This window comes from Actinophytocola sediminis (genome assembly GCF_054779715.1).
In genome coordinates, this window is sequence record NZ_BAAGXS010000110.1 from 19,470 (window position 1) to 41,651 (window position 22,182).

At 69.3% G+C, this 22,182-nt stretch carries 16 protein-coding genes and 1 pseudogene; 2 read left to right on the plus strand and 15 right to left on the minus strand.

All coding sequences use genetic code 11. The annotated features are described in order from the left end of the window. Positions 1-48: 48 nt before the first annotated feature. Complete coding sequence (locus tag ACYVIP_RS44405; protein ID WP_460407248.1) at positions 49-4,422, plus strand: phage tail protein; 4,374 nt, start codon at positions 49-51, stop codon at positions 4,420-4,422. Between the two features lie 2 nt (positions 4,423-4,424). Then, entirely contained in the window at positions 4,425-5,171 is a 747-nt protein-coding gene (locus tag ACYVIP_RS44410; protein WP_460407250.1) for a hypothetical protein, read from the plus strand. Positions 5,172-5,222: 51 nt separating this feature from the next. Here ACYVIP_RS44410 and ACYVIP_RS44415 read toward each other — a convergent pair. From ACYVIP_RS44415 to lipA, 15 genes and pseudogenes are all read right to left on the minus strand, one after another. Beyond that, positions 5,223-5,546, minus strand: a pseudogene (locus ACYVIP_RS44415) (type II toxin-antitoxin system VapC family toxin); the annotation flags it as partial. Between the two features lie 74 nt (positions 5,547-5,620). Further along, the gene (locus tag ACYVIP_RS44420) at positions 5,621-5,860 is read right to left on the minus strand and encodes a FitA-like ribbon-helix-helix domain-containing protein (RefSeq protein WP_460407251.1); all 240 of its coding nucleotides are present in this window, start codon (positions 5,858-5,860) and stop codon (positions 5,621-5,623) included. A 49-nt stretch (positions 5,861-5,909) separates the two neighbouring features. Next, positions 5,910-8,927 (minus strand): tetratricopeptide repeat protein, encoded by a 3,018-nt coding sequence (locus ACYVIP_RS44425; protein WP_460407253.1) that lies wholly within the window; start codon positions 8,925-8,927, stop codon positions 5,910-5,912. Next, on the minus strand, positions 8,920-9,249 hold the full coding sequence (locus ACYVIP_RS44430) for a CU044_2847 family protein (RefSeq protein WP_460407255.1): 330 nt from the start codon (positions 9,247-9,249) through the stop codon (positions 8,920-8,922). The genes ACYVIP_RS44425 and ACYVIP_RS44430 overlap by 8 nt, the downstream gene beginning before the upstream one ends. A gap of 27 nt (positions 9,250-9,276) precedes the next feature. Further along, positions 9,277-10,257, minus strand: coding sequence for a hypothetical protein (locus tag ACYVIP_RS44435; RefSeq protein ID WP_460407257.1), 981 nt, complete (start codon positions 10,255-10,257; stop codon positions 9,277-9,279). An 80-nt stretch (positions 10,258-10,337) separates the two neighbouring features. Beyond that, a complete protein-coding gene (locus tag ACYVIP_RS44440) occupies positions 10,338-12,182 on the minus strand; it encodes a caspase, EACC1-associated type (RefSeq protein WP_460407259.1) in 1,845 nt (614 codons plus the stop codon). Between the two features lie 2 nt (positions 12,183-12,184). Beyond that, the gene (locus ACYVIP_RS44445) at positions 12,185-12,523 is read right to left on the minus strand and encodes an effector-associated constant component EACC1 (RefSeq protein ID WP_460407260.1); all 339 of its coding nucleotides are present in this window, start codon (positions 12,521-12,523) and stop codon (positions 12,185-12,187) included. Between the two features lie 10 nt (positions 12,524-12,533). Beyond that, positions 12,534-13,991, minus strand: coding sequence for a PucR family transcriptional regulator (locus ACYVIP_RS44450; RefSeq protein WP_460407262.1), 1,458 nt, complete (start codon positions 13,989-13,991; stop codon positions 12,534-12,536). A 318-nt stretch (positions 13,992-14,309) separates the two neighbouring features. After that, positions 14,310-15,176 (minus strand): formate dehydrogenase accessory sulfurtransferase FdhD, encoded by an 867-nt coding sequence (gene fdhD, locus ACYVIP_RS44455; RefSeq protein ID WP_460407263.1) that lies wholly within the window; start codon positions 15,174-15,176, stop codon positions 14,310-14,312. After that, a complete protein-coding gene (locus tag ACYVIP_RS44460) occupies positions 15,164-15,385 on the minus strand; it encodes a formate dehydrogenase subunit delta (protein WP_460407266.1) in 222 nt (73 codons plus the stop codon). The genes fdhD and ACYVIP_RS44460 overlap by 13 nt, the downstream gene beginning before the upstream one ends. Further along, positions 15,382-18,213 carry a formate dehydrogenase subunit alpha gene (fdhF, locus tag ACYVIP_RS44465; RefSeq protein WP_460407268.1) on the minus strand — a complete coding sequence of 944 codons (2,832 nt, stop codon included), beginning with the start codon at positions 18,211-18,213 and terminating at the stop codon, positions 15,382-15,384. The genes ACYVIP_RS44460 and fdhF overlap by 4 nt, the downstream gene beginning before the upstream one ends. Then, positions 18,210-19,754: a formate dehydrogenase beta subunit gene (locus tag ACYVIP_RS44470; RefSeq protein ID WP_460407270.1), complete on the minus strand. Its 1,545-nt coding sequence runs from the start codon at positions 19,752-19,754 to the stop codon at positions 18,210-18,212. Before ACYVIP_RS44470 ends, fdhF begins: the two co-directional genes overlap by 4 nt. Beyond that, positions 19,751-20,236 carry a formate dehydrogenase subunit gamma gene (locus ACYVIP_RS44475; RefSeq protein WP_460407271.1) on the minus strand — a complete coding sequence of 162 codons (486 nt, stop codon included), beginning with the start codon at positions 20,234-20,236 and terminating at the stop codon, positions 19,751-19,753. The genes ACYVIP_RS44470 and ACYVIP_RS44475 overlap by 4 nt, the downstream gene beginning before the upstream one ends. A 107-nt stretch (positions 20,237-20,343) precedes the next feature. After that, positions 20,344-21,039 (minus strand): DedA family protein, encoded by a 696-nt coding sequence (locus ACYVIP_RS44480; protein ID WP_460407273.1) that lies wholly within the window; start codon positions 21,037-21,039, stop codon positions 20,344-20,346. Positions 21,040-21,152: 113 nt separating this feature from the next. Further along, positions 21,153-22,157: a lipoyl synthase gene (gene lipA, locus ACYVIP_RS44485; protein WP_460407275.1), complete on the minus strand. Its 1,005-nt coding sequence runs from the start codon at positions 22,155-22,157 to the stop codon at positions 21,153-21,155. Between the last annotated feature and the right edge of the window lie 25 nt (positions 22,158-22,182).

A 22,182-nucleotide genomic window follows, 5' to 3' on the forward strand; every position in this document is an offset into this window, starting at 1 on the left:
GCTGCGATGCTGGGCAGGCTACGTCGTTGCGGGAGGTGCCGAGTCCGCATGCCGCCGCCGATTGCCCGCGCGAAGCGACCCGCGACGACATCCCCGGCCCCCACGCCTGCGCGGGAGCGGCCGTCCCAGCGCAAAGCGCCGCCGCCGTTGTCGGCGTCGAACGCGGCTGTGTTGGCCGCCGCGCGGGCGGGTGAGCGGAAGCCGGGTGCCGATCCGGCGCCGAGGGAACTACAGGACAAGGTCGGCAACGCCGCGGTGGCCGCTGGTCTGCGACGAGGTCCGGCGAGAGATCCCAAGTTCGCCACGCTGAAGCGGGATGTGCAGCAGAAGAAGCGAGCGGTGGCGTCGTCACATCCCCCGCCGCGCAAGGAGGCCACCTCCGCGCAGGACGCCGCCGTGCCGCCGAGGGACGACGAGGTCGCGCAGGGCAAGACGGCCAACGCCGAGAAGATGCACGAGGCCAAGCCCAAGGAGTTCGACAAAGCCGCGTTCATCCAGGCGGTGGAGAAGGCCATCGCCGACAGAGCCCCGAAGAACCTCAAGGACGCCGAGAAGTTCCCCGACTCCGAGAAGCCCGCCGAGATCAAGACCGAGGTGCAGGGCAGGGTCGGCGAGGGCAGGACTGAGTCCGCGGCGCAGATCGCCACCACCACGGCCGCCCCGCCCGACACCTCCGCCGCCGTGCCGAAGAAGGTCGTGTCCATGGCGGCCGACCGCCCACCCGGCCGGCCCGCCACTCCCGACCCGAAGAAGGCGGTGCCGGACACGCTGCCGCGGTCGGCGACCGACATGTCCGCCGGCCCGGCCGCGATCAACCGGCGGATGGCCGACGCGCAGGTCACCGAGACGCAGCTGAAGAAGTCCAACGAGCCGACGTTCACCAAGGCCCTCTCCAACAAGAAGGCCGCCGAACGGCATTCCGAGACCGCGCCAGGACAGCTCCGCAAACACGAGGCCGCCAAGCTACGACGGACGACCGCACAGGCCAAACAGGTCGGCACCGCGGCGATGTCCACGATGGCCACGCAGCGGGTGCGCACCGGCCAGCAGGTCGGCACCGGCAAGGCCGGCACCAAGACCCGTGACGAGGACAAACGCGCCCAGGTCACGGCACTGCTGCAGAAGGTCTTCGACAAGCTGAAAGCCGACGTCGAGGGCATCCTCAGCGGTCTGGACAAGCTGGTGGACGAGCAGTTCACCCGCGAGGAGAAACAAGCGCGTGACGCGTTCACCGCCGAGCACAGACGCAAGCTGGCGGACTACAAGGAGAAGCGGTACTCCGGCTGGCGCAAACCGCTGTGGGTCAAGGACTGGCTGCTGGGCCTGCCGGACGAGGTCAACGTCTTCCTGGAGGAGGCCCGGGCCAACTACGTCCGCCGGATGCGCGGGGTTGTCTCGAACATCGCGGACATCATCGCCCGAGAGCTGACCCGGGCGAAGCAGCGCATCGCCAAGGGTCGGGAGGAACTGAACGCCGAGGTAACGAAACTCCCGGCGGATCTGCGGGCCATCGGCCGCGAGGCGGTGTCGGAGTTCGCCGACAAGTTCGACGAGCTGACCCAGTCGGTGGACGACAAGGGCACCGAGCTGGTCGACACCCTGGCCACGAAGTACACCGACGCGGTGAAAGCCGTCGACCAGGAGATCGCCGAGCAGAAGGAGAAGAACAAGGGAGCGGTCGACAAGGCCAAGGACGCGATCAAGGGCGCCATCGACGCGATCATGGAGCTCAAGCGGCTGCTGCTCGGCGTGCTCCGCAACGCGGCGACGGCGATCGGCGCGATCCTCAAGGACCCGATCGGGTTCCTGGGCAGGCTGGTCACCGCTGTTGGCGGCGGGTTGAAGCTGTTCATGCGCAACGCCGGCCGGCACCTGCAGCAAGGCGTGTTGGCGTGGTTGCTGGGAACCGCTGGCACCGCCGGTATCCAGCTGCCGACGAAGTTCGACGTGCTCGGCATCCTCGTGATGATCGCCGGGTTGCTGGGGTTGTCCTGGCCGAACATCCGGGTGCGGCTCACCCGGCGGGTGCCCGAGCAGGCGGTCGCGGCCGCCGAGACCGCGGTTCCGTTGGTGGCCGAGACCAGGAAACGCGGCGTGGCGGGGATGTGGGCCGACCTCAAGACCCGTGTCGGGGACCTGAAGAAGACCCTCATCAAGGATCTGGTGTCCTACCTGCTGCCGACGATCATCATCGCCGGTATCACCTGGATCGTCTCCCTGCTCAACCCCGCGTCCGCGTTCATCCGCGCCTGCAAGATGATCATCGACATCATCCGGTTCATCGTGACCCAGGGCCGCCAGATCATCGAGTTCGTCAACGCGGTCCTGGACGCGGTCATCGCGATCGCACGCGGCGGTGCGGGCGGTGTGCCGGCTTTGGTCGAACGCGCACTCGCACGCTCGATCCCGGTCCTGATCGGCGCGCTCGCGGCGATCCTGGGTATCGGCGGCATCGCCGGCAGGGTCAAGGCGATCTTCCAGAAGCTCGCGAAACCGGTCAACCGCGCCGTCGACTGGGTCATCGACAAGATCGTCGGCCTGGTCAAGAAACTCTGGTCGAAGCTGAAGGCCTTGCGGGACAAGCGGCAGCCGAGGGACAGGCGCAGACGCGACAAGCGCGGACCTGAGGACGCCCGGAGACCCACGGCCAGGCGGCGACAGGACAGGCGGCGACCCAGGCCGAACAGGCTCGGCGAGGCCATGGCGGCTGCCAGGCGCGTCATGGCCCGCCACGCCCGCAAGCCCGTCGGTCGAGACGAGGTCACCGGACCGCTGTCGGCCATCCGCAGGAAGTTCCGTGTCCGTCGGGTCGACCTGGTCGACGCCGGCCAGGTGTGGGCGGTCGAAGCCGAGGTCAACCCGAAGAAGAAGGAGAAGACCGACGCGCTCGTCCCCGGGCCGAAGCGTGGTGATCACCTCTTCGCCCTGGCCTTCGGAAAGCAGCTCGGCGAAGCGCACGCGAAGTCCGCCGCCGCTGTCCAGGCGCTTGACCTGAATCGCTCACCGGCGGCACGAACACTGGTCGACGGTCTCGCGATCGCTCGTGCCAAGGCCGCGATCATCCCCGAACTGGTCGTGCGCAAGCCACGGCAGGCGAGTGGGTCGGACGCCCATTCCACGCTCTACGGCAACGCGTCGCGCGACGCGCTGCTGGCCATCAACACCGTGGCCGTCACCGTGGCCCGGTACTACCAGCACCGGGACGAGTCGGACCTGCTGGCACGGCATCTGGCCGTCAGCGCCATGCAGGCAGGTCTTGCCGTCAACCGCTGGATCGACGCGGTGATCGACAGGGAATCGTTGCCGTTCGTCCAGGACAAACGCCGCGAACTGGCGTTGGGGCAACAAGTTCTCGACCAGCTCCGCGCCGAGCTCAGCGCCATGTTCGCCCAGTTGTCGGGCCGCGGCACCGAGAAGGACCGCAGCGCCGGAACGGACCCGGACCTGAAACGCCTCGACGCCGCGCTCCGCGAGGCCAACGCCCTGGTCCGTACCGGTATGCCGGTCGACGAGATCAAGACTCGCCTGCCCGCTGTCCAACGCCGCCACCGGTTGACCGCGCTGTCCCTCGTCGTGGAACGCCTCGCCGGTGACCACTACGTGATCCACTTCGTCGCGACCATCAACCCGTCGAAGACGAGCCGGGCGGAGAACTCACCGCTGAGCAGGAAGAAGGCGCAGGCCGACTACGGGGTTCTCATCAAGAACAGCAGGAAGTTCCAACAGTTCGCCGACGCCAACAACCTGATCATCGAGGTGCGGCCAACCAACCCGGATTCGGTGCGCCACCTCATGCGCGGCGCCTGGTACAAGCCGGTGGACATCAAGGCCAAGACCATCAACAACGCCGACACCTTGCTGAGCATCGAGCCGGAGAAGAAGGGCCTGGTCGGATTCTTCGTCAACTCGGTGCCCCAGCCGAAGCGCGGGAACCTCGGGAAGGAAGACCTCGAAGCGGGTCGGAGGCGGTACCGCATGCGAGTAGATGAGCGCCGCGAATACGGTCAGAAGATGCAGCGGCTCGCGCGCAAACCCCTTGGCCCCGGCCGGTTCGAGGTGATCGGCTACGTCGTCCACGGCTACGACGAGAACAAGGTCCGTCATCCCATCGCGGGCGATCACGACCTGTACGACATCCGGCGGCCGGATGGCACCGAGATCCCACTGGACGAGTACGACCTGCTCATCCAGGATATGCGGGACGGCAAGTTCGGCGTGATGCACGGGGCCGTCGTGCGGTGGGACCCGGACGACTCGCACGAGAAGGAGATGCGCGACAAGCTCGTGAGACAACACCAGCGTGGCGGCGGCGAGGGCCTGGTGCGGTTCACACCCGGTCAACCCATGCGGTTCGTGGTGGCGGAGACACCACTGTGGACAGACCGCCGGCCGTGGGTTCCGCCTGCGGGAAGGCCGGACTAGCGATGCCGGGTGACCCCGCCGCCGAGCGGGCACGGCTGATGGCCGAGAGCTTCCGGCTGCGCGCGCGGGACTCGCCGGACCCCAACCGCGTCCGCGACGTCAACCACCGGTACCGGGCACTGCTGCCCGAGGTCGTCGTGGCGCGTTGTCCGGACAGCGGCGAGCTGGTCCGCTGGCCGATCGACGTGTTCGGTCTCGACGGTCGTTTCTGGGACTACCTGAACTCGATCCGCCGCCCGCCGCGGACGCTGCCTCCGGGCTGGTTGGCGATGACCGGTGCGTTGCGGCCGGCCGACGACCTGGAGCACCCGCCGTTCGCGGTCGTCCCAGGGCCGGACGTGCCGTTCGTGGTGCCCCGGATCCTTGACAACCCGGGCGTACGGGCAGTGATCGCCCAGGTGCGCGTTGGTGGGCACACCGGTTGGACGATCAGCTACTTCGGCCCCAAGCCCGAAGGCGTCACGCTGGTGAACCTCTGGGGTGCCAACACATATCCGGTGTACCGAGATGGGGTCAACCGTGGCTGGGCCTGGGATCGGCCGAGGGTGTCGCAGTACGACTTCGGGCTCGCGCCGTGGATCCGCGCGGGCAAGGTGCTGTGGCTCGAGCCCGGCGACGAGTCGGCGACCTTGCGGGAGGGGCCCGCGGACTGTCCGTTCGTCGGACTGGCTGGTCGCCGACTGATCACGGTCATCGCGAACGGCACGGTTCAGCGTGTGGGGGCCTTCGCCGGGCACGGAGCCGGGTGAGGACCTTCAGTGGGTGAGGAGTTCCGCCGTCGTGGTCGGACAGCTGCTCGGTTAGTTGACCGGCGCGATCTTGCACGGCAGGCCCGGCGCCGTGCTGAGTTTGGCGTCGCCGGTCAGCAACGGCAGCTCGAGACGTGCCGCGAGGGCGACGTACAGACCGTCGTAGAAGGTGATCGTGTGCCGTAGCCGCCATGCGTCGGCAGCCAGCCAGCCGGTGTGCGGATACCGCTCGTCAACCAGATTCGACAGTGCGTACAGTCCGGTCGCCGCGCTCTCCTCGGTGATCTGCCCGAGGCGCTCGATGCGCCTCAGCACGTGCCCCACCTCCGCGTCGATCAGGTGCGGAGCGTGGCAGGTCGACTCGGCGATGCGCCTGGCGAGGGGCGATGCCGACGGCGTCCTTGCGGGTCAGAGCATCGGCCATGGCCGAGGCGTCGACCACGAACTCCTCATTCACCCCGTAGCTCCCGAAGAGCGCCGGCGATGGTGTCCTCGTCAGCCCCTGGCTCGGGGTCGCGCGCGAGGGTTTCGCGGACCGTCGCCATCGTGGCGGCCTTGGGGTGCCGACGGGCCAGCATGATCAACTGCTGTCGCATGTACTCCTGGAGGGACATGCCGGCGGCCGCTGCCCTGCTGCGCAGTACCTCGGCATCCTCGTCAGGGACGTCGCGGATCTGAATAGTCGCCATAGCGCTATTTTTAGCGCTACGGCATGCGGCTGGCTTGGTGACTGGCTGACTACGGAGTGTCGTCGATCGCGGCGAGCAGGTCGCGTGCTTCCGCTGTTTCGGGTAGACCGCGTTCCTCGCAGAGCTCCAGTGCCTGCACGCAGGTGGCGCGGGCTTCCTGGTCATGGGTGGCATGGAGGCATCGGGCGACCTCGAGGCTGGCGATCGCCGTGCCGCGGGCGCTGTTCAGGCTTCGGTAGAGCGACAGCGAGTGCCTGCTGGTGTTGAGGGCGCCGGCCGCGTCGCCTTCCGCTCGTCGTGACCTGGAAAGCTCGAGCAGCGCGTTCGCCTCCCCGCTGCGACTGGACATCTTCCTCGACAACAGCAGCGCCCGATGCAGATGCCTGCGCGACTCGGGAAAGGAGTGCGTCGCCCGGCAGGCGCGTCCCATCACCACCGAGGCGTCTGCTTCGCCGCTGTAGTTCCCGATTTCCCGGAAGATGGCGAGGGCTTCCTCGGCCTGGGTGCGTGCCTCTTCCGGTTCGTTGAGCAGCAGCAGCGAGGAGGCGGTGTTGTTCAGGGCGTGCGCGACGCCTCGGCGGTCGTGGTTTCGTTGGTAGAGCGCCAGCGCCGTGTCGAAACACCTGATGGCGGCCCGGTAGTCACCCGACAACCGATGGAGCATGCCGATCGCCGCGACGCTTCTCCCCTCGCCGATCTCGCTCGGCAGCTGTCGGTACAGCTCGACCGCCTTCTCCTGGTTCGTCATGGCGGAGTCGTACGAGCCGGTGACCCGATCGAGCATGCCGAGGTAGAGGTGTGACTCCGCCTGCCCGTAGCGATCACCGATCTCGGTGAGCGTGTCCAGTGCCTGTTGATGATGGTGTCGCGCCTCGTCGGCGCTGCCCAACGCCCGAAGCGAGCGGCCCATCCGGTTCAGGACATCGCCGGCCGCCACCCGGTCGCCCTGTCCGAGGTGACCCTCGTAGGCCGAGGTGAGTTCGGACAGTGCCTGCTGGTTGTCGCCCTGCGCGTAGTGCACGTCGGCCAGGCCGATGTTCATGTCGGCCAGGCCCGTCGGGTCGCCGGCGGCCCGCGCGGCCTCGAGTCCCAGACCGAAGGCGATGCTCGCGTCCTCGACATTGGCACGGAGTCCGAGGTAGTGACCCATGGCTCGCGGGATTCGCCACCCGTAGCCGGGTAGCGCGTGTTCCCTGGCCAGCTTGGGACAGGCGAGCAGATTGGTGTGTTCCCGCGCGAACCAGGCTCGCGCGGAGTCGGACGTGCCGAGGTCGGGCAGCGTGGTGGCGTGCCGGTCCCCCTCGTCTGCCAATGCGCGGAACGGCAGCAGGGTGGTGTGCGCGACGACCGAACAGCGGAGGTAGTGATCGAGGACGCGTTCGACGGCCTGGTGGCGTTGCTCCGGTGTCTCCGTCGCCATCGCCAACTCGTGTGCGTACTCGCGAACGAGGTCGTGCAGCCGGAATCGGTCCCGGCTCAACTCGGCGAGCAGGCTGTAGTTGACGAGTCGGGCCAGCACCCGGCGACTCACGCGTAGGTCGGTGCCGTCCAGTGCGGCGGCGGCATGCGTGCCGAACTCGGCCGTGGGATGCAGGCTGAGCCTGCGGAACTGGCGCTTCTCCTCGTCGCTGAGCTGACCGTAGGAGAGGTCGAAGGTCGCGCGAACCGAGAGGCCTCCGGCGCGGACGTCGTCACTGTCGTCGGACAGTTCCGCCAAGCGGCTGTGTTCGTTGTCCAAGTCGGTCAGCACGTCGGCCAGTGACCAGGTCGGGTGGCCTCGTAGTCGAGCGGCGACCAGGCGAACCGCCAGCGGCAGTCTCCCGGTCAGCACGACGATCCTGTCCACGGCCGCCGGGGCCTTGGTGATCCGTTCCGCGCCGACGATCCGGGTCAGCATGAGACGGGTGTCCTGGTGTGGCAGGACATCCAGGTAGTGCTCGGTCGCCTGTTCCAGGCCGGCCAGCCGGACTCGGCTTGTGATCAACACCAGGGAACGGTGGGTACCCGGGATCATGGGGCGGACCTGCGCCGCGGACGCGGCGTTGTCCAACAAGACGACGACCCGTCGACGGGAGAGTTCGCCACGCCACAGTTCCGTCCATTCGGCGGTGCTGTGCGGGAGCGGGTTGGGCACCACGCCCAGTGTCCGGAGCAGCCGCGCTATCGCGACGTCGGGCGCGAGTTCCTGACCGGCGGTGGTCGCCTGCAGGTCGATGAACAACTGCGCATCGGGGTAGTGGCCAGTCAGTTCGTGGGCGAACCGCACGGCCAAGGCGGTCTTCCCCGCGCCGCCCATGCCGAAAATATAGGGAACGAGCACTGTCTCGCCGTTGCCGGAGATCGCTCGACGTAGTTTTTCGAGTTCCGTTTCGCGACCGGCGAAGTCAGGTACGGCGGGTGGCAACGTGTTGACCGCTGTTCGTTTTGACGTCGTTTCGGAAACGAGGCGCAGATCGATGGAAGTATCGAAAAAGTATTCCCCTATGCGGGCCAGGGGGACCATCCAGGCGATCTTCGCGGATGCGTCCTTTTCTTCCAGGATCAGTACGCCGATGACCGCGCCGGTGTTCGAGTCGACCACGCCGGCGCCGCTGAAGCCCTGCTGAATTCGGTACCCGGTGGCACGTTCGGCATCCAGTTGAACCCATTCGCCGCCAGGTCCGCCGCTTCCGGAGACGACCGCCTGGGCCTCTATTCCGTGGTCGTGGTGGCGGGGATAACCGAGTACATGCACCGGTGTGCCACGGATTGTCTCGCGCGCCAGCCTTGCCGGGCGAACGCCGTTCGGGCCGGGCTGGGTCAGGGTGAGGACCGCGATATCGCCGCGTCCGTCCTCGTCGATCGGGATCCAGGCGTCGACAGCCACCCGCGCTGTTCTGCGGCTGTCGCCACGGGCAGCGGGGAAGTCCACGTCGATGGGTTCGTTCGGCGGTTCGCGTTCGCCGTCGGGACGACCGAGAGCCTGGTTGACAACGTGGGCGCAGGTCAGGATGTGTCGATCGCCGACCAGGGTGCCCGCACCGTGGATGAAGTCGCCGCTCCGGACGCGAACGTGCCAGCTAGTCATCGGTATTCTGTTTGGGTCGCCGCCACACGAGCTTGATTCGGAGGTGTCCCTCGGCTCCGGTCTTGGCGATCACCACGCCGGCTTCGGCATTCAACCGCATGCCGAACTCAAGCTCCACCTCGTCCAGTTCGACCTTGCGCAACTCGTTGATCGCCGCGCTGACCGTCCTGCTGATCGAGCCCAAGGATTTTTCCAGTGACTCCACGGCCGTGTCGATGATGTCGCCGGCGCGCGATGCCCGGCGCACCCCCGGTTCATCGTCTGCCAGTTCGACGTAGACGTCGGTGCCTCCCTCGAGGGGAATGCGCATCAACTGGTTCATGTTCTTTTACCCCAGTGTGTTATTCGATTATAGTCGGCTACTTCCCGCGGTCGCGTGCAGCGCGCGTAGTGCGCGTACCGTCGATCGGACCTCCAGCAAATACTTCGTCGGGGAGTACTGCTGCTTCGGCGCGCCGGCGACGGTCGGCTCGGTGCCGACGGTGTGCACCTCCACCCCGTAGGGCAGTTGGAGCATGCGCACGGCGCCCGCGTGCTGGGCGGGGACGTAGATCTGGGTCGTGACAACGAGAACGCGCTGGCCAGGTCGCAGATCGGCGAGATAGTCGGCGAACCAGGCATAGGAGTCCGGAGTGTTCGCCCGGCGCTCGCGCGGTGCGCTCGAGGGAGCGGCCGCGACCATGACCGACAGTTCGGTGTCCGTCCGGTAGTGCCGCACTCCCCACGTGCCGCCCACCAGCTCCGATGTCTCGCCCTCGACCTTCTCCGGTTCTGTCAGCCCGAAGGCCAGCCGGGTGCCGGCGTCCATCGCCTCGTACTCTTCGGTGACCTCGGGGATTCCCAACACCTTGGCGAACTCGAACTCGTCGCCGACGAACGGGCGGTGGCCGCCGAGGGCGACAACGGCCCGCGCGGTCACCTGTCGACTGTTGATCAGCTGGGCGGCGTAGGCGGGACGAGCCACGCAGGCACGCACCAAGCCGCCCAGCATGAGGACGTAGTCGTAGGTGTCGTACGGCGGCGGGCTGGTCGCGGAGAAACCGAACGCGTCCGCCGCGTCCAGGACCAGTTGGGCCTGATTGTCGGTCAGATCGAGCTCGCCGGCCTGGTTTCGCTCAAGACCCTTGCGGGTGTCCCACCTGTCGGTGAACTCGTCAAGCTTGGCCAACCTGCTCGCGAGGTCGGTCACCGTCGACGAGACAAGTTCCGCGCCACCACCGAACTCTTCGACCAGGGAACGCAACGGCGACGAGGTGACCCAGGAGGCGATGTCGCCTTCGACATCGTGACCGGTGCCGATGAGTGGCACTCGGTCGAAACGCGAACTCATGGTGGGGTCCCTACGTCGAGCGGGTGACGGACGGCGTGGCGAGCCTACGACACGAACGGTGGCCCGCGCCGGATGCGGGTTCAGCCGTTCAGCTCTGGCATGGCCGTCCGGGCGCGGTCCTGCCAGAGCTTGGCTTCCACTGGATCGCCTCGCTGCTCGAGGAGGATGGCCAACGCGGCCATGCCCTCGCCCTGGCCGGCCTTGGCGGAGGCGCGGCACACGCGTTCGGCTTCCTCCCAGTCGCCTCGGGGGATGAGGAGTTTCACCATGGCGAGCACACCTCCGCCGGAGCCGGCGGTGATTCCTCGGCGGTACCAGTTCTCCGCGGTGGCGGCCTCGCCGGCCTTCTCGTACAGCGTGCCCAACGCGACCATGCCATTGCCGTCACCTTCCTTGGCCGCCTGGTGGAACCAGCGGGCGGCCTCGGTGGCGTCGTCGAGTTCCTTCCCGAGGCGGACCATTCCGCTGGTACTTCCGGCTTCCGCGGCTTCGCGGAACCAGCGGATCGCCTCGGTCCGCTGGTTCTGTTTGAGATACCGGACACCGAAGTTGATCATCGCGTCGGGTTCGCGGGCGGTGATGGCCTTGGCGAGCCAGGCTTCGGCCTCGGCGTGCCGGCCCTGGTCGGCGTACATCCTGCTGAGACAGGTCCAGCCGGCCGCGTCGCCTTCGGCCGCCGCGCGTTGGTACCAGGAGTCGGCGTTGGTCAGGTCTCCGCGTCGCTCCAGCAGCGCGCCGAGTCTGATCATGGAACTCACCTGGCCGGCGTCGATCGCGGCGCGGTACCACCGCTCGGCGTCGTCGGTCTCGCCGCGTCGTTCAACCAGGCCACCGAGGAGTTCGGCTGCCCTCGACTGGCCGGCCTCGGCCGCTTTGCGCCACCACGACTCGGCTTTGTCCATGGCGCCCTGGTTGTGGTGGAACGTGCCCAACATGGCCATTCCGTTGGGTAGTCCGGCTTCGGCCGCCTCGTGGTACCAGCGTTCGGCGCGTTGGGCGTTTCCTCGTTCCATGTGGTGGGTGCCCAGCATGATCATCGCGTCGGTGTTGCCGGCGGACACCGCCAGCTTGTAGAGGAGCTCGGCGGTGGTCAGGTCGCCTCGGGTCTCCAGTTGGCGGCCCAGGTCGTAGACCTCGGCGAAGTTCGTGACGTCGACCGGGACGGTCGCGGTCCGCGTTCGCCAGGACGCGTTGTACACCAACGAAAGCTGGCCGATGGTGTCACTGCCGCTGATTCTCGGCTCCGGCAGGCCGGCGCTGTGCAACCGGTAGCGCAACTGCTCGTGCAGGGTCGTGACGTTGATCAACTGGGGGCCGTCGGTGACGCCGTTGCGGAGGATGTCGACCAACTGGCCGGTGTACGCGGTGAAGACCGCGCCGGTCGGTGCCTTCGCCAGCTGGTTGTTCCTGGTGGCGGTCAGCACGCAGCTGCCCCGGATGTCGAGCTGGCCGGCGACCTGCGCCGCGGCCCCGGCCATCGTCCCGTGGGCCAGTCCGCTGAAACAGCAGTCGAGCACCACCACCTTGTTCCGCGCGTTCGAGGACTGCATGGCCCGCCGCAGGTCGTCGTAGGCAAGCGAGGTGAAGTGGGGCTTGTCCTGCAACGCGTTCGACGTCGCCAGATAGAGGCGACCGTCAACATAGGGATCGATGAGCCCGTGTCCGGCGAAGTAGACCAGGAGCATGTCGGTCGCCCGGGTGGCCACGGCCTCCACCTGGAGTGCCAGTTCCTGCACGTTCGTCGGGTTCTGGATGAGCACGCAGTGGTCGGTCGGTAAGCGCGCGATGAACGGGTCGGTGAGGATCTCGTGGAGTGCGTCGAGGTTGTTCGGCACCGCGGGGAGATCCTCGAGGCCGGCGTCGGCGGGGTAGGTGCTCACCCCGATGAGGCACGCGAAGCTCCGGGCGGGGTCTGGCATGACCATCGCTATTCTCCCGACGCCTCCCGCAGTGCCTCGATCACGGCGACCGGATCCTTGATCCGCTTTCCGTCCAGCTGGACGGTGCCTTTCTTCCCCCGGAAGGTGACCTTCAGGTCCGTGGTGCGGTTGCGCACCCACACGCTCAACGAGTTGGCCAGCACCGCGCCCGTGCCACTCAACGCCACCACCAACACGTCGCTCACCGCCCCCATGTCCTCCTGGCCGGTCGCCCGCGGCGTCAGGCTCGGGTTCGGTAGGTCCTCCTCGCGCTGTAGCCAGCGGAGCAACGACCGGATCTCGGCGTCGGCGTCGGGAATTCCGGAAACACTGATGGCGATGGACACGGATTCCACGTTACCGGGCCGGGATTCCGTGGTGCACGCGCAACGCGTGGTACACGGTGTATCTGGCCGACGGACCGACCAGCAGTGCTCGGCCGAGGAGTTCTTCGGCCCTGGCGAGGCGTTTTCGCAGGCCCTGCGCGGAAATCCCCAGCGCGGCGGCGACGGGGGTGGTCCGCAGGTCGTTGGCGAACCAGGTGTGCACGGTGGTCAGCAGCGTGCGCCGGTTGTCGGGCAGCAGTGGGGACAACTGGGTCTCGGCCCAGTCCCGGATCTCCTGCCGGTCGAACAGGGTGTCGAACTCGATCATCTCGGCCGTCGGGTCGGGGTGTGGTCGCTCGTCGATCAGTTGCAGCGCCAGGTAGAGCTCGGCCTGCGTGGCGAACCGGGTGAGATCGCACCGTAGCTCGGCGCCGATGCGGCGCAGGCGCGCGGACAGCGTGTTGCGGTGGATCTTCAACTGGGATGCCGCGCCGGCACCGAAATCGAGCCACGACAACAGGGTCGCCAGCAGTTCGAAGGCGTCCGGGTCCTGTAGCCTGGCCGGCCGGTAGGCCAGCAGCGGCGCGAGCGTGCTCGCCGCCCACGCCCGCCCGGCCCGGCCAAGCAGCTCACCCAGCTCACCGCGGGGCGAGAACTGGGCATACCGCGCGGACCGGGTCCTGGCCACCGTCAACGCGTGGAACGCCTGCTTGTAGCCGATCGGGATGTCCCGCAGCGCCACCTGCAGCCCGACTCCCATCCGGGTTTCCGGGGCGGTCTCGGTCAGTTGCCTGATCAGGCCGACCGGGTCGGGTGCGGCGGGGGCGATCACGATGACGTGTCCACTGTAGACCGGACACGGCACCACCCAGGCGGTGTCGCCGAACACCTCCTTACACCGCAGGGAAAGCATGCCACGGGAGTCCGGGCCGCCCGCGACGAGGTAGATCCTGGCCAGATCGGGCAGCGCTGGGCGGAGGGTCGCCGCTGTTCGGCGGGCGCCGGACAGCTGGCCGACCATCAGCAGGTGCAGCACCGCCTCGCGCATCGTCGCGTCCGCGGCGTCGAGGCGCTCGGTGCGCTGCTCGGCGACAGTCGAGCGCCAGCACAGCCAGAGCAGGTCCACCGCGGCGGCGAGCAGGCGCCGGTGCGCCGCGGTCAGCCGGCCCCGGCGGGCGACCACGAGCACCGGCCGGGTCGGCGCCGGACCGACGGGCAGTATCGCGATGTCGTGCCCGCCCGCGTGCACCGCGACGGCGTCGACGTGTCCGGAACGCACCCGGGCGAGGTCATCGGCGAGGTCCTCGCCGACCAGCCGGCCAAGATGCCCGGCGGGCGACCCGACCTCGACCGTCGGCGGCCCCGCGAGCACGATCTCCGCGGTGAGCCGCCGGGCGAGCAGCTCGAGCACGCGCCGTAGGCCGTCCTGGCCGGCCGCCGCCTGGCACAACAGCCGCAGTTGACCGTCGTCGGTGTCGCGGCTCGGCATCGCGGGCGGCTCCCTGTAGGTGGCCCTCTCCGCCCGGCTGGCGCAGCCGAGAGCGACTGAATGCCAGGCGCACTGTGCACACCGACACTGGGGGCGATTCGCCTCCGCAGTCTAGCGTTGCTGGTGACCGTGAGTGATCCGTGCGGGTTGCTTCGGGCGTTACGGGGAAGGTTTCCCGGATGCTGGAGGGGAGTGTCCGGGAAACGTCCCGTCACAGCAGCCAGATCAACACCGCGGTCACGACAACCGCGGCGACCGCGGCGATGGCGCTGACGAAGACGACGAGCTGCAGCCAACCCTTGCGGTCGATGTCCTTGGTCATACCCCGTTAACGGACCTTGGTCGCGCGGGGTTGCATGCGGCCGTGGTGACGCGGTCGGTGTGGGTGTAGATGTTCATGCTGCCCCCGCGCACGAACCCGACGAGCGTGAGACCGGTCTCGTCGGCCAGCTCGACCGCGAGCGACGAGGGCGCCGACACCGCGGCCAGCATCGGCACGCCGGCCATCACCGCCTTCTGCACCAGCTCGAAGGACGCCCGCCCGGACACCACCAGCACACACCCGGTGGCCGGGATCCGCCCCGCCAGCAACGCCCAGCCGAGCACCTTGTCCACGGCGTTGTGCCGGCCGACGTCCTCGCGCACCACGAGCGCCTCGCCGTCGGCGGTGAACAGGCCGGCCGCGTGCAGGCCGCCGGTCCGGTCGAACACCCGCTGGTGGCCGCGCAGCACGTCGGGCAACGTGCCGAGCACGGCGGCGGCCACGCGCAGCGGGTCCGCGCTCGGCGAGTGGCGGGTGGCCAGGCGCACCGCGTCCAGCGACGCCTTGCCGCACACGCCGCACGACGACGTGGTGTAGAAGTTGCGCTCCACCCCGGTCGCCGGCGCCGGCACGCCGGGCGAGAGGCTGACGTCCAGCACGTTGTAGGTGTTGGGGGTGTCCTGGTCGCGCGGGCCGCAGAAGCGCGCGGTGCGCACGTCGGCCGCCGACCCGAGCACGCCCTCGGTGAGCAGGAAGCCGTGTGCCAGCTCCACGTCGTGCCCCGGCGTGCGCATGGTCACGGCCAGCGCCCGCCCACCGACCCGCAGCTCCAGCGGCTCCTCGACGGCCAGCGAGTCCGGGCGCCGGACCTGCCCGTCGGGGGTGAGCCGCAGGATCGGCTTCCTGGCGATCAGCCTGCCCATGGCCGCAGGCGTTCCGTTGCCAGCACGGCCAGCTTGTCCAGCCCGTCGCCGCCCGCGTCCACGTGCGCCAGCAGCGCCGCGCGCATCCTCGGGTCCCAGAACGAGCGCAGGTGGGTGGCGATCTCGGTGGCCGCCTGGTCCGGGGCGTGGTGCTGGAACTGGTCGGCGATCTCGTTGGCCAGCCGCACGTGCGGGGGCACCCCGGTCACGGTCGGGCGCTCTCGGCCGCGACCGGGCGCCTGGCCAGATCGTCGCGCACCGCGGCCTGTTCGGCGGTCAGCGCCACCTGCACGGCGGTCACCTTGTACTCCGGGCAGTTGGTCGCCCAGTCCGAGTTCTCGGTGGTGATCACGTTGGCTCCGGTCACCGGGTGGTGGAAGGTCGTGTAGCAGACGCCGACCGGCATCCGGTCGGACAACACCGCCCGCAGCGTGGTCCGGCCGACCCGGCTGGACAGCGCGACCAGGTCGCCGTCGGCGATGCCACGCACCTCGGCGTCGTGCGGGTGCAGCTCCAGCAGGTCCTCCGGGTGCCAGGACACGTTCGCCGTGCGCCGGGTCTGCGCGCCGACGTTGTACTGGCTCAGGATGCGCCCGGTGGTCAGGATCAGCGGGAACTTGCGGGTGCTGCGCTCGCGGGTGGGCACGTAGACCGTCTCGACGAACCGGCCCTTGCCGCGCACGAAACCGTCCTTGTGCATGATCGGCGTGCCGTCCGGGGCCGCCTCGTTGCACGGCCACTGCACGCTGCCGACCCGGTCGAGGTGGGCGAAGGACACCCCGGCGAAGGTCGGCGTGGTGAGCGCGATCTCGTCCATGATCTGGGCGGACGACTCGTAGTGCATCGGGTAGCCCATCGCCTGGGACAGCTCGCAGATGATCTGCCACTCGTGCTTGCCGGTGCGCGGCGCCATCACCGGACGCACCCGATTGATCCGCCGCTCGGCGTTGGTGAACGTGCCGTCCTTCTCCAGGAACGAGGTGCCGGGCAGCAGCACGTGCGCGAACTTCGCCGTCTCGTTGACGAACAGGTCCTGCACCACGAGCAGGTCCAGCGCGGCCAGCGCGGTGTGCACGTGCTGGGTGTTGGGGTCGGACTGGGCGATGTCCTCGCCCTGCACCACCAGCGCCCGGAACGAGCCGTCGACCGCGGCGTCGAACATGTTCGGGATGCGCAGCCCCGGCTCGTCCTGCAGGTCAACGCCCCACAGGTGCTCGTAGATGCCGCGCACGTCGTCGTCGCCGACGTGGCGGTAGCCGGGCAGCTCGTGCGGGAACGAGCCCATGTCACACGAGCCCTGCACGTTGTTCTGGCCGCGCAGCGGGTTCACCCCGACACCGTCGCGGCCGATGTTGCCGGTGACCATCGCGAGGTTGGCCATGCCCATGACCATGGTGGAGCCCTGGCTGTGCTCGGTGACGCCGAGGCCGTAGTAGATGGCGCCGTTGCCGCCGGTCGCGTAGAGCCGGGCGGCCGCGCGCAGCTCCCGCGCCGGGACGCCGGTGATCTCCTCGACCTGCTCCGGGCTGTGCTCGGGGCGGGCGATGAACTCCGCCCACTCCGCGAACCCCTCGCAGCGCTGCGCGACGAACTCCTCGTCCACCAGCCCTTCGGTGACCACCACGTGGGAGAAGGCGTTCACCACCGCGACGTTGGTGCCCGGCGCGAGCTGGAGGTGGTGGGCGGCCTCGACGTGCGGGGAGCGCACCAGGCCGATCCGCCGGGGGTCGATGACGATCAGCTTGGCGCCCTCGCGCAGCCTGCGCTTCATCCGCGAGGCGAACACCGGGTGCGCGTCGGTCGGGTTCGCGCCGATCACCAGGATCACGTCGGCCTTGGCCACCGACTTGAAGTCCTGCGTGCCGGCCGAGGTGCCGAAGGTCTGCTTGAGCCCGTAGCCGGTCGGCGAGTGGCAGACCCTGGCGCAGGTGTCGACGTTGTTGTTGCCGAAGACGGCGCGCACCATCTTCTGGACGACGTAGACCTCCTCGTTCGTGGTGCGCGACGAGGTGATCGCGCCGATCGAGCCGGTGCCGTGCGCGGCCTGGATCTCGCGCAGCCTGCGCGCGGTGAACCCGATCGCCTCCTCCCAGGAGACCTCGCGCCACTCGTCGGCGATCGAGTCCCGGACCATCGGGGCGAGCACCCGGTCGGGGTGGCTGGTGTAGCCGAACGCGAACCGGCCCTTGACGCAGGAGTGGCCCTCGTTGGCGCCGCCGTCCTTGTACGGGACCATCCGGACCAGCTCGGTGCCGCGCAGCTCGGCCTTGAACGAGCAGCCGACCCCGCAGTAGGCGCACGTGGTCAGCACGCTGCGGGTCGGCATGCCCAGCTCGACGACCGACTTCTCCTGCAGGGTCGCCGTCGGGCAGGCCTGTACGCACGCGCCGCAGGACACGCAGTCCGACTCCATGAACGGCACCCCGGCGCCCGCGGCGACCTTCGAGTCGAAGCCACGGCCGTCGATGGTCAGCGCGAACGTGCCCTGCACCTCGTCACAGGCCCGCACGCAGCGGGAGCACACGATGCACTTGGACGCGTCGAAGTCGAAGTACGGGTTGGAGGTGTCCTTTGGCGCGTCCAGGTGGTTGGCGCCGGCGTCCACACCGGAGCCGTAGCGCACCTCCCGCAGGCCGGTGACCCCCGCCATGTCCTGCAGCTCGCAGTCGCCGTTGGCCGAGCAGGTCAGACAGTCCAGCGGGTGGTCGGAGATGTAGAGCTCCATCACCCCCCGGCGCAGCCGGCCGAGCCTCTCGGTCTGGGTGGTCACGGCCATGCCGGGGGCGACCGGGGTCGTACAGGACGCCGGCGTGCCCCTTGCTCCGTCGATCTCCACGACACACAGCCGGCACGAGCCGAAGGCCTCCAGGCTGTCGGTGGCGCACAGCTTCGGCACGTCCACGCCGGCCTGCTTGGCCGCCCGCATCACCGACGTGCCGGGTGGCACGGTCACCGGGATGCCGTCGATGGTCAGCTCGACGGTGGCCGCGCCGTCGCGCGCGGGGGTGCCGAAATCGGGTTCCTTGAGCAGACTCATGGTGTTTCCCCGTTGGTGGTGGTGGACGCCTGGAAGTCCTCGGCGAAGTGGCGGACCGCGCTGCGCACGGGCATGGGGGTGAGCCCGCCCATGGCGCACAGCGACCCGTCGGTCATCAGCTCACACAGGTCGTCGAGCAGGACGAGGTTGCGCTCGCGGTCCTGGCCGGTGCGGATGCGGTCGATCGTCTCGACGCCGCGCACGGCGCCGACGCGGCAGGGCGTGCACTTGCCGCACGACTCCTCCGCGCAGAAGGAGAACGCGAACCTGGCCATCGCGGCCATGTCCACGGTGTCGTCGAAGACGACCACGCCGCCGTGGCCGAGCATCGCGCCCGCCTCGGCGAAGGACTCGTAGTCCATCGACAGGTCCAGTTGGCTGGCCGGGACGTAGGCCCCGAGCGGCCCGCCGACCTGCATGGCGCGCACCGGGCGGCCAGAGGCCGTGCCGCCGCCGAGGTCGTTGACCAACTCGCCGAGCGTGATGCCGAACGGCGTCTCCACGATCCCGCCGCGGGCGACGTTGCCGCCGAGCTGGAAGACGCTGGTGCCCCGGGACCGGCCGGTGCCCATGGCGGCGTAGGCGGCCGCGCCGCCGGCCAGGATCGCGGGCACCGAGGCCAGCGAGAGCACGTTGTTCACCACGGTCGGGCGGCCGAACAGGCCCTCGAGCGCGGGGATCGGCGGCTTGGCGCGCACCACGCCGCGCTTGCCCTCGAGGCTCTCCAGCATGGAGGTTTCCTCGCCGCAGATGTAGGCGCCGGCGCCCACCCGCACGTGCAGGTCGAAGGACAGCGCGGAGCCGAGGACGTGTTCGCCGAGCCAGCCGCGCTCCCTGGCGGCGGCGATGGCCGCCTCGAGCGCCTCGACCGCGTCCGGGTACTCCGACCGCAGGTAGACGTAGCCCTCGCGGGCGCCGACCGCGTAGGCGGCGATCGTCATGCCCTCGATGAGGGTGAACGGGTCGCCCTCCAGCAGCATCCGGTCGGCGAACGTGCCGGAGTCGCCCTCGTCGGCGTTGCAGCAGACGAACTTCAGGTCCGCCTTGGCGCCGGCCACGGTGCGCCACTTGATGCCGGTCGGGAAGCCGGCGCCGCCCCGGCCGCGCAGCCCGGACTCGACGACCTCCTCGACCACCTCGGCCGGCGACTTCGCGAGGGCGGCCCGCAGCCCGGCGATGCCGCCGTTGGCCTCGTAGTCGGCCGCCGAGCGCGGGTCGACGACCCCGACGCGGGCGAAGGTCACCCGGTGCTGGCGGCGCAGCCACGGCAGGTCCTCGACCAGCCCGAGGCTCTCGCCGCGCCCGTCGATCAGGCCGGCCGCGACCAGGCCGTCGACGTCCTCCGGCGCGACCGGGCCGTAGCCCACCCGGCCGGCCGGGGTCTGGACCTCGACCAGCGGCTCCAGCCAGAGCATGCCCCGCGAGCCGGTGCGCACGACCTCGACGTCCGGTCCGGTCGCGGCCCGGACGCGCTCGGCGACCTCGTCCGCGCCCACCGACCTGGCCGCCGTGTCCCGTGGGACAAACACCTGGACGGTCATGGCGTGACCTCCGCGAGGAGGGCGTCGAAGCGGGGGTGGCTGACGCGGCCGTGTACCCGGTCGCCCACCTGTACGGCGGGGCCGAGGGCGCAGTTGCCGAGGCAGAAGACCTCGTCGAGGGTGACCGCGCCGTCGGCGGTGGTCTCGCCGAAGCCGACGCGCAGCCGCCGGGTGGCGTGGTCGGCGAGGGCGTCCGCGCCGACCGACTGACACGCCTCGGCACGACAGATCCGCACGGTGACCCGGCCGGCGGGGGATCGTCGGAAGTCGCGGTAGAACGTGACCACGCCGTGCACCTCGGCCACCGACAGGTTGAGCACGTCGGCGATCACCGGCAGGTCCAGGGTGTCGATGTGCCCGAGGTCGGCCTGCACCGCGTGCAGGATCGGCAACAGCGCACCACGCAGGTCCCGCATCCGGGAGGCGATGGCACGCACCCGCTCGACCCGCACCGTTGCCAGGTCAGAGACATCCGTCGTCATCCAACAACTGTCTCGTTCTGTGGTACCACAGGTCAAAGCAAAGTTCGTGATGTGCTGATAGATCCCGCTTATCGCATACAGTATTGACTTCTGGGTTGCGCCGGCTGTCAGGCCTTGTTGGCCGGTTCCAGGTCGTCCGGGGAGTCGGGGGAGATGCTGCGCTCGGCCGGGACCACCACCACCGGGACCTCCTTGGCCTTGCGGCGCTTGCGGACGATCACGGTGATCACCAGCGCCAACGCCAGCCCGCCGACCACGATCATGCCGCCGGTGCTGATCACGCCCTCGATCCGCTTCGCGGCCTCACCGAGCGCGGCCCCGATCGCGATGTGCGTCGCCGACCAGAGCATGGCCCCGGCGACCACCGCGGGCAGGAACTTGCGGTACGGCAGCCCGGACGTGCCGGCCGCCGCGGGGGTCAGCGTGCGGACCACCGGCAGGAACCTGGCGAAGAACACCGCCCACGCGCCCCGGCGGCGCAGGATGTCGGTCGCCTTGTCCCAGCCATCGACGCCGTACTTCTGGATGAGCTTGGTCTCCCGCAGCTGCGGGCCGAACCGTTTGCCGATGTAGTAGCCGATCGAGTCGCCGAGGCCGGCGCACACCGTGACCACCAGCCACAGCACGACGAACCGGGACACCGAGTCGACCGTGGTGGCCGCGATCAGCAGGCCACCCTCGCCGGGGGCGATGAAGCCGAGGCCGATCGTGCACTCGGCGAAGACCAGCGCGCCGGTCGCGCCGACCAGTGCCGGTTGCGGCAGCGCCTGCAACCACTCCAGAACGTCAGTCAGCAACGCCACGAACGGACTCCCCTCGAACCACTACCCCGGATGCCACGCAGTCTGGCAGTTGGACCAACCGTGACACATCAGGGTTCCCCCGGACGTCCACCCAGGAGTTGATTCGCGGGATCCTACTGACGGCTGAGAAGTGAGCTGATCTCCTGGCTCGCCGGGCCCGCCTCCGCCAGGTGGCGCAGCGCCTCGGGCACCTGCTCGCCGCGATGCGCGATCGCCTGCGCGTACAGCCGGCCCGCGCGGTAGGAGGAGCGCACCAGCGGTCCGGCCATCACGCCGGCGAAGCCGATCCGCTCGGCGGTCTCCTTGTGCCGCAGGAACTCCTCGGGCTTGGCCCACCGGTCGACCGGGTGGTGGCGCGGCGACGGCCGCAGGTACTGGGTGATCGTGATGATGTCGCAGCCCGCCTCGTGCAGGTCGCCGAGCGCCCCGGTGACCTCGTCCTCGGTCTCGCCCATGCCCAGGATCAGGTTGGACTTCGTGACCAGGCCGAACTTCCGCGCCTCGGTGATCACCTCGAGCGAGCGCTCGTAGCGGAACGCCGGGCGGATGCTCTTGAACAGCCGAGGCACGGTCTCCACGTTGTGCGCCAACACCTGCGGCCGGGTGCCGAACACCTCGGCCAGCTGGTCGGGGTCGGCGTTGAAGTCCGGGATCAGCAGCTCGACCCCGGTGCCCGGGTTGAGCGTGTGGATCTGGCGCACCGTCTCGGCGTAGAGCCACGCGCCGCCGTCGGCGAGGTCGTCGCGGGCAACGCCGGTGACCGTCGCGTACCGCAGGCCCATCGCCTGCACCGACTCGGCGACCTTGCGCGGCTCGGTGCGGTCGAGCTCGGCCGGCTTGCCGGTGTCGATCAGGCAGAAGTCACACCGACGCGTGCACTGCTCGCCACCGATGAGGAAGGTGGCCTCGCGGTCCTCCCAGCACTCGTAGATGTTGGGACAGCCCGCCTCCTCACAGACGGTGTGCAGGCCCTCCCGCCGGACCAGACCCTTCAGCTCCCGGTACTCGGGACCCATCTTCGCCCGGGTCTTGATCCACGACGGCTTCTTCTCGATCGGGGTCTGGCTGTTGCGTACCTCGAGACGCAGCAGCTTTCGTCCCTCCGGAGCAATGGTCACGTGGTCAGGCTACGCCGCTCTTGAC

Coding starts and splice junctions, on each gene's coding strand:
- ACYVIP_RS44425 (WP_460407253.1), bottom strand. CDS start 8,927: ATGACTAGCTGGCACGTTCGCGTCCGGAGCGGCGACTTCATCCACGGT.
- ACYVIP_RS44475 (WP_460407271.1), bottom strand. CDS start 20,236: ATGACGACGGATGTCTCTGACCTGGCAACGGTGCGGGTCGAGCGGGTG.
- ACYVIP_RS44470 (WP_460407270.1), bottom strand. CDS start 19,754: ATGACCGTCCAGGTGTTTGTCCCACGGGACACGGCGGCCAGGTCGGTG.
- ACYVIP_RS44405 (WP_460407248.1), top strand. CDS start 49: ATGCCGCCGCCGATTGCCCGCGCGAAGCGACCCGCGACGACATCCCCG.
- ACYVIP_RS44410 (WP_460407250.1), top strand. CDS start 4,425: ATGCCGGGTGACCCCGCCGCCGAGCGGGCACGGCTGATGGCCGAGAGC.
- fdhF (WP_460407268.1), bottom strand. CDS start 18,213: ATGAGTCTGCTCAAGGAACCCGATTTCGGCACCCCCGCGCGCGACGGC.
- fdhD (WP_460407263.1), bottom strand. CDS start 15,176: ATGGGCAGGCTGATCGCCAGGAAGCCGATCCTGCGGCTCACCCCCGAC.
- ACYVIP_RS44420 (WP_460407251.1), bottom strand. CDS start 5,860: ATGGCGACTATTCAGATCCGCGACGTCCCTGACGAGGATGCCGAGGTA.
- ACYVIP_RS44430 (WP_460407255.1), bottom strand. CDS start 9,249: ATGAACCAGTTGATGCGCATTCCCCTCGAGGGAGGCACCGACGTCTAC.
- ACYVIP_RS44435 (WP_460407257.1), bottom strand. CDS start 10,257: ATGAGTTCGCGTTTCGACCGAGTGCCACTCATCGGCACCGGTCACGAT.
- ACYVIP_RS44450 (WP_460407262.1), bottom strand. CDS start 13,991: ATGCCGAGCCGCGACACCGACGACGGTCAACTGCGGCTGTTGTGCCAG.
- ACYVIP_RS44440 (WP_460407259.1), bottom strand. CDS start 12,182: ATGGTCATGCCAGACCCCGCCCGGAGCTTCGCGTGCCTCATCGGGGTG.